This window comes from Microcoleus sp. B3-A4 (assembly GCF_036705385.1).
Taxonomy (GTDB): domain Bacteria; phylum Cyanobacteriota; class Cyanobacteriia; order Cyanobacteriales; family Microcoleaceae; genus Microcoleus.
The window spans coordinates 21,445-33,388 of the sequence record NZ_JAUBUI010000037.1; the positions used below are offsets into that span (position 1 = coordinate 21,445).

The window sequence follows — 11,944 nt, forward strand, 5'->3', positions numbered from 1 at the left end:
AACCTTACTTGTAGGATTGAATAAATGTTAAAATCTCTTCGTCTTGAAAGTCCTTTGCCATCTGATGCAATCTTTTAGCAAAGGGAATGTATTTTGGATCTATTTCTTCAAGTAAGACCGCCTGCTTAACTATTTCTAGAAAATTTCCTTTCATAGCCAGCTCATATAGCATTTCCATTTCTGTAGCAGGCGGGGCAATTAGCTCATCGGTGTCTGAGGCGATCGCCAGTGGAGCTTCATTAGCTTCATAAACCCATTCCAAATCAAGATACTGTTGTAATTTTTGCAGGAGTTCAGTTGCCTGAATAGGTTTGGGAATAAAGGCATTACCTCCTGCTTCTAAACTTCTGTATTGATCGGTTTCAAATACGCTGGCCGAAGAGACAATAATCACGGTGTCTTTGAAATTTTCCGATTCTCGAACCCGCTTAATCACCTCGAAGCCATCTAGTTCGGGCATTAATAGGTCGGTAACAATTAAATCTGGCTGCACCTCTATAATTTTTTCCCAGCCTTCAAGCCCATCGTTCGCTTCAAACACATCAAAGCCGATCGGACTGAGCAAATTGTTAATTACCGAACGGTTAGCCCATTTGTCATCAATAACCACAATCTTAGGTTGGCGGTCTTTGATGCCGATAATCTGCCCGTGTTGGTCGATTTGAGACGTTTTCACCCATTCATCGGCTTGAGGCAGACTAACATCGAACCAGAAAATACTGCCAACATTCATCTCACTTTGAACCTGAATGCTACTGCCCATTAATTCTACAATCCTTTGGCTAATTGCCAGTCCCAATCCGGTGCCCTCCGTCTGCCGTCTACGATCTCCTACCTGCTCGAAGGGCTGAAAGATAGCTTGGAGTTGATCTTGTGCAATGCCGGTACCTGTATCGCGTATTTCAAAGCGAATTTTTCCTTCTGTGGCAAAACTGACGATAAAAGTGACACTGCCCTCATCCGTAAATTTAATAGCGTTGCTTAAAAGATTAAATAACACTTGTCGCAACCGTTTTTCATCCGCACGAATACCGATCGGGAGTTCGGGACTTGATGGAAAATGGAAGTGAATTCCCTTAATTTCAGCTCGGATGCGACACATCTCTGCTACACCTTGCAGGAACGCCGGGAAATGAAAATCCGTGGGCATTAGTTCCACTTTTTGTGCTTCAATCTTCGACAAATCGAGAATATCATTGATTAACGTCAGTAAATGCGAACCGCACTGATAAATGACATCAATGCGCGATCGCTCTTCTTCATTCAAGACTTTGGAACGCTGAAGAATCTGCGCGTATCCCATGATGCCATTAAGCGGAGTCCGCAATTCATGGCTCATGTTAGCAAGGAACTCACTTTTGGCCCGACTAGCTGCTTCTGCAGCTTCCCTGGCTTTTGTCTGTACGATTTCTGTTTCTTTGCGATCGTGGATATCGGTAAGAGTGCCAATCCACTCCCGGAGGCTGCCATCTTCATTTAGAAGTGGTACCCCTCTAACTTGAAAATAACGATAGTTTCCATTTGCAGAGCGGAGTTGATATTCTATCTCATACCGACTTTTCGTTTGCACTGCTTCCATCCACGCCTGAGTCATTCGTTCGCGATCGTCTGGGTGAATTGCATCTAACCAGCCCCCATCAACCATCTCAGCTTCGGTTTGTCCGGTGTAAGCTCTCCAACTCGGTAGATCTGGGCTTGCTCCTTTATCATCCAATCTCCAGACTATTTGGGACGTAGCAGTGATTAGCGATCGATAGCGTTCTTCGCTTTGTTTGATAGCATCTTCGGCTTGTTTGCGATCGTGGATATCGATGCAAGTGCCAATCCACTCCCGGATGCTGCCATCTTCATTCAGAATTGGCACCCCTCTAGCTTGGAAATAACGATAGTTTCCATCCGCTCCACACATTCGATACTGTATGTCAAACAGGCTTCTCGTTTGCACTGCTTCCATCCACACCTGAACTGTTGGTTCGCGATCGTCGGGGTGGATTTTATCTAACCAGCCAAAACCAACCACCTCAGCTTCCGTTTGTCCGGTGTAAGCTCTCATACTCGGTGAATCCTGGCATCTTCCTTCAGGATCGGTTGTCCAGACAATTTGGGAGATGGCAAGGGTTAGCGATCGATAGCGTTCTTCGCTTTGTTTGATAACATCTTCCGCTTGTTTGCGATCATGGATATCGCTGCAAGTGCCAACCCACTCTCGGATGCTGCCATCTTCATTCAGAATTGGCACCCCTCTAACTTGAAAATAACGATAGTTTCCATCCGCTCCCCGGATTCGATATTCTATGTCAAAGAACGTTTTCGTTTGCACTGCTTCCATCCACACCTGAGCCGTTCGTTCCCGATCGTCCGGGTGAATTGCATCTAACCAGCCCAAGCCAACCACTTCGTCTACGGTTTGTCCGGTGTAAGTTCTCCAACTCGGTAGATCCGGGGCTCTTCCTTCAGCATCCGTTGCCCAGGCAATTTGGGATGTGGCAACTATTAGCGATCGATAGCGTTCTTCGCTTTGTTTGATAGCCTCTTCGGCAAGTTTGCGATCGTGGATATCGCTACAAGTGCCAATCCTCTCCCGGATGCTGCCATCTTCATTCAGAATTGGCACCCCTCTAACTTGAAAATAACGATAGTTTCCATCCGCTCCCCGGATTCGATATTCTATGTCAAACAGCGTTTTCGTTTGCACTGCTTCCATCCACACCTGAGCCGTTCGTTCCCGATCGTCCGGGTGAATTGCATCTAACCAGCCCAAGCCAACCACTTCGTCTACGGTTTGTCCGGTGTAAGTTCTCCAACTCGGTAGATCCGGGGCTCTTCCTTCAGCATCCGTTGCCCAGGCAATTTGGGATGTGGCAACTATTAGCGATCGATAACGTTCTTCGCTTTGTTTTAGAGCATCTTCCGCTTGTTTGCGATCGTGGATATCGGTACAAGTGCCAATCCACTCCTGGAGGCTGCCATCTTCATCCAGAATTGGTACCCCTCTAAGTTGAAAATAACGATAGTTTCCATCCGCTCCTCGGATTCGATATTGTACGTCATACAGGGTTTTCGTTTGTACAGATTCCATCCACACCTGAGTCGTTCGTTCGCGATCGTCCGGGTGAATTGCATCTAACCAGCCAAAACCATCAGCCATCTCAGCTTGGGTTTGTCCGGTGTAAGCTCTCCAACCCGGTTGATCCACGCATCTTCCTTCAGCATCCGCTGTCCAGACAAGTTGGGACGTAGCAGCGATTAACGAACGATAGCGTCCTTCGCTTTGTTTGATAGCATCTTCGGCTTGTTTGCGATCGCTAATGTCATTATTAATTTCGAGTTGGGCACAAGGCTTGCCTTCCCCATCGCGCTGTAATGTCCAGCGACTCGCCACAATAATATGCCGATCGTCACGGGTAGTGTGGTGCAGTTCTCCTTCCCAACTTCCGTGCTGGAAAAACTCTGCCAATACGGTTTCTAACGGTGTAGGGAAGACGGTTTCTAAGAAGGTGTGAATGTACTCCCCGACTACTTCCGCTTTTGTCCAACCATAGAGCTTTTCTGCACCTTGGTTCCAGTAGATGATGCGGTCATCCATATCCCGAATAATGATAGCATCGCTGGCTAAGTCCATTATTTCTAGGGTTTGACGGAGTGTTTCCTCGACTTTTTTGCGATCGGTAATATCTCGTGTTATGCCGATGATGCCCAAAATATTGCCCTGATTATCCCGCCAAGGAGCCTTGGTAGTGAAAAAGGTTCTAGTGGTTTCAGAATGAGAAGAGATATCTTCCTCGTAAGTGTCAATGATTCCGGCTGCCATGATGTGGCGATCTTTTGCCATAACTTCACGGCCAATGTCAGGCGGCAGTATTTCCAAATCATTTTTGCCGATGACTTCTTTAATTGGCTTGCCAAAGAAGTTTGCCAAATTGGAGTTAAGGGCCACATAACGCCCTTCCCGGTCTTTAACGAGAATGAAGTCGGGTGTACTTTCCAAAATAGAGTTTAGCAGTGCATTGCGATCGCGCAACTCTGCTTCCATTTGTTTGCGATCGCCAATGTTTCGTGCTATGGCGATAAGGCCGATAATATTGCCCTGAGCGTCCCGCCAAGGGGCTTTTGTGGTTAAAAAAGAAATGCTCTCCTTACCATTAGAAACATCTTCTTCGTAGCTTTCAGTAGTGCCTGCTTCCATGATCTCGCGGTCTTTTGCCATTATTGCAACGGCGGCCTCCGGGGGAAGGAGTTCCGAATCATCTTTACCCAGGATCTCCTCAATGGTTTTACCGTAAAAGGATTTTGCCACGTCGGAATTAAGGGCAACATATCGGCCTTCCCGATCTTTAACAACAATTATGTCTGGCGTACTTTCCAAAATAGAACTCAGCAAAACGTTGCGATCGCGCAGCGCAGCTTGCTGTTCGCGCAGAGCTTCTTCAGCTTGTTTGCGATCGGTAATATCTGTAATAGCCCCAACCCATTCTCGAATTGAACCATCCCCGTTCAGAATTGGTACACCACGACAACTCATGTAGCGATATTCCCCGTCATAGCGACGCATACGGAATTCAGATTCATAAAACGATCGATTGGCAACAGCAGTTAACCAGGCAGTGGCAATAGACGAGCGATCGTCTGGATGGATAGCGTTGCTCCCACCCCTTCCCTTGTAATCATCAAATGTCTGTCCTGTAAATGCACTCCAAGTAGGTTGCTCGATCGCCATTTCGCCGTCGGCATTGCAGATCCAAATAATTTGAGCGCTGGCTTCGGTTAAATAACGAAATCTTTCTTCACTTTGTTTCAGGACATCTTCTGCGTTTTTGCGATCGCGAATATCCCGCGTAATAGTGGCAATTCCTACGGGTTCATTAGTCTCTGGATGTTTAATCAGAAATAGGGTGTAATCTACCAGGATGGGTTGACCGGTCTGGAAATGTCTGAAGCGAAAATCACTCCGGCAACTTCCCTCTTGCATTACTGCAGGCATAATAGACTGCTGTACAAAGTCCAGATCTTCTGACATGAAGAAGTCGGTAATGTGTTTGGTTCTGGCTTCCTCCAAACTACTTAGTCCCACCAAATCCAGACCAGCCTGATTCACGAGTATAGGGCGACCATCCATTGAGGCAACGCCAATAAAGTCACGGCTATTCTCGATCGTGGTAGCGAGCAATTGCCGTTCTTCCTCTGCTTTTTTGCGATCGCGAATGTCCCGCACAATAGTGGAGATAAACTCGGCTTCCCCCGCTTCCGTTTTGTGAACGATCAAAACCTGGGAGACTGGAATTTCTTCCCCATCGCGTGACAAAAATAGGATTTCACCAGCCCAACTACCCTCTCGCAAGGCGGTGGGAATTATATCGTTGTGGAATTTTGCTTTTGCCGAGGGAGCTAATACAGAATCTATAGTAAATGGCGATCGTGCTTCCTCTGGGGACATCCCCAGCATTTCCTGTCCGGCTTTGTTGAGATAGACGCTATGCCCAGTCGCATCACAAACTCCTACTAAGTCGGAAGTTGCTTCCAAAATTGCCGTCAGTCGTGCCTGCTTTTGTTCGGCCCGCTTGCGATCGCTAATTTCAATCACAATCCCACCAAGACCAAAAACCATGCCATTTTCATCCAGCAAAGGATAGTAAGATCCTTGCCAGTAGCGTACGATTCCTGGTTCTTTCGGCGTTTCACCCACTAATTCATAGTCGAGAATGGGCTTGGCTGTATCCAGAATGCCTTGCAGCATTGGTTCCAGAGTCGAAGCCAATTCAGGCAGCACTTCACGCACTGACCTACCAATATGGTCTGCCACACAAACGCCATTCATCTGAGCCAGAACTTCGTTAATTTGGACGTACCGGAGTTGGCGGTCAAAAATCAGCATTCCGGCGTTAGCACCTGCAAAAAAAGCGTCGAAGTGAGCCTGTCGCAATACCTGTGCTGTTGTGCTCTCTTGCTGTGGCGGTTGGGTTTTATCTGGTGGGAATTTGCTCATGTTGGATCGTGCATTTCAGCTTTTATTCTAGAACTTCTGTCCAATGGGGCAGTTGCAAGGTTTTCGTTTTCTCCTATTTGGGTACTGAAGAAAACGTTCAGTAGCGCGACCATTAGGCTTTCAATCTACGATATATGTATCCCTTGCAACACTATTTCCGCTAATTCTTCGGATGTATCGTCAAGCAGTTCTATTGCTCATAAATCCTATCGGTAGAACATTGGTGACAACTTAAGCTAAGGAAGCATTGGTTAATCAGCAATTATGCTCAGCATTTACTCAGGTTTTGGGTGGAGAACTTAGATTTGGGCGATCGAGGAATCACGGCGATCGCCCTATTTATGCCCTGTCACCCCCAAATCGCGAATTTTCCACTCCTCAACAAGCAGTATTTTCAGTAATTTTACTGATTGACAAATGCAATTAAGTTTTAATGTGTCTGCAATGTCGCTAGAATGCCAAGTATTCTGGGAACATTCTCAATTTTAGCTAGATCCGTTAAATTTTCATTTAGATATTCTTAGATATACAGAATAGAGACGCAACTGGCACAGTGATAGCAATATCTCTCCTACCAGTTAAACTCATTGTAATACTAGGATATTTGAGTTGTCCACTTAAATAGTCATTGAATAATTCCTGCTTAAGTTTATAACGGAACCTCAACAATAAATCAGCGGAAAGTATGATAAAATCCCAGAGTGTTAACGTTGACTAAAGTTAGTAGAGGGTTCGCCTGAATAATAGATGATTCCGCTAGTGCGAAAAAGTGGCACACTAACCGCAGGCCGGGGAAGACAATATATCCGAATATCCGAGAAATTGGCAATACGGATAACGGCTTAGTCTGAATAACGACATATTTATGTAAAAAATTAAGTTTTTTACGATCGTAAAAAACCATTAATTTTTCGTAATAACGACTGTCTGCATGAGGTTTTAGACGAAGAAGTAAAAATTTAATTCCTTACTCCCATCTGCTTAACAACTTAAAAAAAACATTACTTTCTGGATTTAACTTGAATACAATACCCGAAGAATTATTGCTTAAAATTACCCAAGTTTTTACAGCGACCCTATTTAAAATAGGTGAAAACCCTGTATCGCTGCAGTCACTTGGGGAACTGATTGTATTGTTCATGGCTATCCTTGTCATAGCACGCTCTTTTACGAACTTTCTTAAGGAAAACTTGCTTGTCAAACTGGGAATTGACGAGGGGAACCGGGAAGCTATCGCAGTTATTATTGGGTATTTAATAGTAGCTTTGGGGGTGATAGTCGCCATCCAAAGCATCGGCTTCAACCTCGCTTCTTTTGCAGTAGTTGCGGGGGGGCTGGGAGTCGGAATTGGCTTTGGCATCCAAGATTTAACAACTAATTTTGTCAGCGGCTTAACGCTGCTTTTAGACAGACCCGTGAAAGTCGGAGACTTCGTGGAATTAGAAGGATTAATGGGAATCGTCAAAAAAATATCGATTCGATCGACCATCCTCCAAACTACTGAGGACTCCAGCGTCATAGTTCCCAACAGCAACATGATTAGCAACAAAATTGTTAACTGGAGTTACGAAAACTCCCTACTCTGTCTGCGAGTTCCCGTAGAAGTAGCGGAGAATAGTAACCCGCTGTTAGTGACAGAAACTTTGTTAAATATTGCTTACGCGGAAGCGGGAGTTTTATACGAACCGACTCCGAAAGTATTGTTTGTCGAGTTTGGTGATGATAGTTTTAAATTTGAACTTTTAGTTTGGACGGATAGGCCGATTGAAAGAGAAGTAATTAAAAGTTCTTTGAATTTTGCCATTGAATACAATTTCCGCCAGCATAAAATTGAGTTCCCCTTCAATAACAGAGAAATTTATTTGCGAAATCCCGAAGTTTTGTTGTCAATGTTCAACCAAAAAGAAACTGCAATTGACATTAGGAAGACTTCCTCTGAAAAAAAGCAAAAGATGCCTATTTTGGGAGACGAAATGAAAAAGCTATCGTCCCTTAGCTGTTTGCTGCGAGAGGTAGAATACTTTGAAAATCTGACGGATCTTGAATTGCGGCAATTGATTGAAGTTGGATACCGCAAACGGCTGCGACCGCAAGAATATTTGTTTCATGAAAACGACCCAGGAGATGCTTTTTACATGATTCTTTCAGGTTCAGTAGAAGTTTTTGTAGAAGCTATTGACAAACACCTGAATAACCTGAGTACGGGTCAGTTTTTTGGGGAACTTTCTTTGATGTTGGGAATCCCCAGAACTGCTTCAGTGAGAGCTTTGGAAGAAACAATTTTGTTTGCTATAAATAAAGAAGGTTTCCAAAAAGTTTTAACGGAACGACCTGATTTATCGGAACAGATTATTAAAGAAATAGTCAAACACAAAGAAGAACTAAGCGAAAGACAGCAATTATTGCGAGAAATGGAATTAGTAGATGCAGCAGAAGAGGAGGAAAATCCTGTTGAATGGGTGAGAAAAAGGCTAAAAAATCTATTTAGTGTTTGAAATAATTTCTTATGACGCGATTTATTCATGACCTTTTTGCCAAAGAATACCTGGAGGAATTGCTTTCGCCGATCGGAACGGTTAATATCGGCCGCGATGTGAGTTCCGAAGTTCGAGAAATCGATGTTTATTTCACTCCCAGCACCGCAATTCCCGAATACTCAGAAACCCTGGGATTGTTGGGGAAAATGGCAAACACAACTGCAATTTTTGAACCGTTTCGCAATCCGGCAAACGTCAGCGAAATTTGTAGCTGTCTGGGCAAGTTATTGGACGTGCGAGGTGAATTGGAGCGAAAATTTAGGAGAGAAAATACTCGCTATGATGATGCTCAGTTACCCAAACTTTGGATTTTGATGCCCACAGCATCGAAAGCATTGGTAGATAGCTTTAATGCGATACCAGACACAGAGAATTGGATACAGGGAATCTATTTTTTGGGGGAATCTTTGCGGACTGCAATTGTGGCGATTCACCAGTTGCCAGAAACTCCAGCCACCCTGTGGTTGAGGATTTTGGGCAAAGGGGGAGTGCAGCAAAGGGCTATTTCCCAATTAAGCGCTTTAGCTGCCGACGATCCGTTGCGGATTATCGCGCTAGAATTGCTGTATCGGTTACAGTCAAATTTAGTAACCGATGCGCCACAAGAATTAGAGCCAGAAGAGCGGGAGTTAATTATGGCCATTGCACCACTTTTTCAACAACAAATACAAGCAGCACAGCAACAAGCTAGAGAAGAAGGGCTAGAACAGGGACTAGAAGAAGGACTAGAACGGGGACTAGAACAAGGGCTAGAACAAGGGCTAGAACGAGGCAGACAAGAACAACAGCGCTTAATTTTAGAAAACTTTCTGCAAGTCAGATTTGGAGAATTAAGCCCCAAAATGACTGCTTTTCTATCTCCAATATCCAAGTTGGCGGCGGCGGAGTTTACAGTGCTGTTGCTGGCAATCTCGATGCTGACCGTCGATGAATCTGGGCGGGAAGCAGCGGTTAAATTGTTAGCTGAAAGTGCGTTGCAAATACGATCGCCTGAATTGGGCGATCTTCTGTCTACAGCCGTTACTAATTTATTGGCATTGCCTGTGGCAGAATTGACATTGTTTGTAGAACAACTGCCGGAGTTATCGGCGGAGGAATTGAGGGACAGGTTAGGAAAAACACCTGAATAGAACCTGCGATCGCAGCCATAAAGGGATCTCGCTCTTTATGGCATATAAATAATTATCAAATAAGATTCCTAGATTCTGTCGATCGCACTTAGGAATTGGACTGCGGGGATAAAATCAAGTGCAGCAGACCGTCGATCAGTCGATCGCGCTCCATTGGGATAATATCTTTGCCGTGCATCATATGCTGCGTTAACTGAAAATATACCAGCGATCCAATAAAAATCCGCGCCGTTGCCTCCGGATCGGGCAATTTTAACTCTGGATGCGATGCAAAATATTGAGTAAGCCGCTCGATACCCGGTTTAGCTAAGTTTTTCACAAAAGTCTGCGCTAGCTGGGGAAAACGCCCCGACTCCGCAATCACTAACCTCACAAAATTGAGAAATTCAGGTTCCTGAGTCACCTGCTCTAATAGAGTTGTGGCAACGAATCGCAGCGCTACGGCGGGTTCTTCATCCAGAACTGTAAAATGGACTTTTTTTTGCGCCAGCCGCTGTACCAAGGCCACGAATAATCCTTCTTTATCTGCAAAATAGCTGTAAACCGTGGCTTTGGAAACTCCCCCCGTCTTCGCTACCTTGTCCATACTTGTGCCCGCGTAGCCGTGGGTTAAAAATTCTTGCATCGCACCTTGCAGGATTTGCTCGGTTTTGTCACTTGTTGCTGCGTCTGGTTCGATCGGTTTTGTCCTTGCCATACCTTGCTTCTGTAATTTTTATTTGGGATCTTGACATCATTATACTGAACGGTTTAGTATTAAAACATATCAGAACTAAACGGTTTAGTTTTATTGCTCAAAAAGAGGTATGTCATGGTACACCAACCAACAGCCGACGGCTTATCCTCAACTCCATCCCTAGTTAAACAACTCCTAGTTGTGGCAGCAGTAGCAACCCTGGCCGCAGGGGGAACCACAGGCTACACGATCTGGCGATCGCGCATACCCGATCCCAACGCAGTAGCCGCAGCAGCAGCAGTCGCAGCATCCCAATTAACCACAGTGACAGCCTTGGGGCGACTGGAACCCAGAGGAGAAGTAATTAAAGTCTCCGCCTCCGGTGCGACGGAAGGAAACCGGATCGAGCGACTTTTGGTAAAAGAGGGAGACAGGGTGAAAACAGGCCAGGCGATCGCAATTTTGGACAGCCGCGATCGCCTGCAAGCCGCCCTTGACCAAGCTCAAGAACAGGTGCGCGTCGCCGAGGCAAACCTAGCAAAAGTCAAAGCTGGAGCCAAAAACGGCGAAATCCAAGCGCAGAAAGCCACCATTGCCCGGTTACAAGCCGATCGCAGCAACGAAATCACAGCGCAACAGGCGATCGTTGCCCGTCTCGAAATCGATCGCAGCACCGAAATTGCAGCGCAACAAGCCACAATTGCCCGCATCCGGGCCGAACAACAAGGTGAAATTCAAACCCAACAAGCCACAATTGCCCGTCTACAAGCCGAACTCCGCAACGCCAGAAGCGAGGATCAGCGCTACTCCCAACTGTATGAACAGGGAGCAATTTCCGCTTCAACTAGCGACAGCAAAAGCCTCGCCGCCGAAACAGCCCAACAGCAAATCAACGAAGGAAAGGCAAAACTGAATCAAATTCGCCAATCCCGCCAACAACAAATTAACGAAGCCCAAGCCAAACTAAATCAAATTCAACAATCCCGCCAGCAGCAGATTAACGAAGCGCAAGCCAAACTCAGCCAAGTTGAGCAATCTCGACACCAGCAAATCGACGAAGCCAAAGCAAGTCTCGATCGCATCGCCGAAGTGCGTCCCGTTGACATAGCAGCAGCCGCCGCCGAAGTCAGTTCCGCCGCTTCAGCAGCCAAACAAGCCAAAGCCAATCTGGATCTAGCTTACATCCGTGCTCCCAGAGACGCCCAAGTCCTGAAAATTCACACGCATCCGGGGGAAAGGGTGGGAAACGACGGCATTGTCGAACTCGGACAAACTCGCGAGATGCTGGCTGTTGCGGAAATCTACGAAAGCGATGTGGACAAAGTACGCCTCGGACAAACCGCCAAAATTACTAGCGATGCTTTGACCGGCGAATTGCGGGGAACTGTCGAACATATTGGTTTGCAAGTACAGCGGCAAAACATTGTTAACACCGATCCTTCTGCGAATATTGATAGTCGAATTGTGGAAGTAAAAGTGCGCTTAGATGAAGCTTCCAGCCAGAAAGTAGCGGGATTAACCAATTTGCAAGTCAAGGTCGCGATCGGGGAAATTAAAGATTAATAAGCCTTAAACCGCAGGGTCGCTTTCTTCAATTCAAAATCCAAAATCTAAAATC

General features: G+C 45.7%; 5 protein-coding genes. 3 read left to right on the plus strand and 2 right to left on the minus strand.

The window, feature by feature from the left end:
- Nucleotides 1-4: 4 nt before the first annotated feature.
- A complete protein-coding gene (locus QUB33_RS16210; protein ID WP_333351602.1) occupies nt 5-5,983 on the minus strand; it encodes a PAS domain S-box protein in 5,979 nt (1,992 codons plus the stop codon).
- Nucleotides 5,984-7,122: 1,139 nt separating this feature from the next.
- On the opposite strand from QUB33_RS16210, the gene QUB33_RS16215 reads away from it, so the two are divergent.
- Together QUB33_RS16215 and QUB33_RS16220 are read left to right on the plus strand one after the other, a co-directional pair.
- Nucleotides 7,123-8,478, plus strand: coding sequence for a mechanosensitive ion channel domain-containing protein (locus tag QUB33_RS16215; RefSeq protein ID WP_333351603.1), 1,356 nt, complete (start codon nt 7,123-7,125; stop codon nt 8,476-8,478).
- A gap of 11 nt (nt 8,479-8,489) precedes the next feature.
- Complete coding sequence (locus QUB33_RS16220; protein WP_333351604.1) at nt 8,490-9,650, plus strand: flagellar assembly protein H; 1,161 nt, start codon at nt 8,490-8,492, stop codon at nt 9,648-9,650.
- Nucleotides 9,651-9,738: 88 nt separating this feature from the next.
- Here the strand turns inward: QUB33_RS16220 and QUB33_RS16225 are convergent, their stop codons facing one another.
- On the minus strand, nt 9,739-10,347 hold the full coding sequence (locus QUB33_RS16225; RefSeq protein WP_333351605.1) for a TetR/AcrR family transcriptional regulator: 609 nt from the start codon (nt 10,345-10,347) through the stop codon (nt 9,739-9,741).
- 114 nt (nt 10,348-10,461) lie between these two features.
- Here QUB33_RS16225 and QUB33_RS16230 point away from each other — a divergent pair, with 114 nt between their 5' ends.
- Nucleotides 10,462-11,889 carry an HlyD family efflux transporter periplasmic adaptor subunit gene (locus tag QUB33_RS16230; protein ID WP_333351606.1) on the plus strand — a complete coding sequence of 476 codons (1,428 nt, stop codon included), beginning with the start codon at nt 10,462-10,464 and terminating at the stop codon, nt 11,887-11,889.
- The last annotated feature ends 55 nt before the right edge of the window (nt 11,890-11,944 follow it).

What these genes read in the sequence shown, in the direction of transcription:
- QUB33_RS16230 (WP_333351606.1), top strand. Translation starts at nt 10,462, where the DNA reads ATGGTACACCAACCAACAGCCGACGGCTTATCCTCAACTCCATCCCTA.
- QUB33_RS16215 (WP_333351603.1), top strand. Translation starts at nt 7,123, where the DNA reads ATGGCTATCCTTGTCATAGCACGCTCTTTTACGAACTTTCTTAAGGAA.
- QUB33_RS16220 (WP_333351604.1), top strand. Translation starts at nt 8,490, where the DNA reads ATGACGCGATTTATTCATGACCTTTTTGCCAAAGAATACCTGGAGGAA.
- QUB33_RS16210 (WP_333351602.1), bottom strand. Translation starts at nt 5,983, where the DNA reads ATGAGCAAATTCCCACCAGATAAAACCCAACCGCCACAGCAAGAGAGC.
- QUB33_RS16225 (WP_333351605.1), bottom strand. Translation starts at nt 10,347, where the DNA reads ATGGCAAGGACAAAACCGATCGAACCAGACGCAGCAACAAGTGACAAA.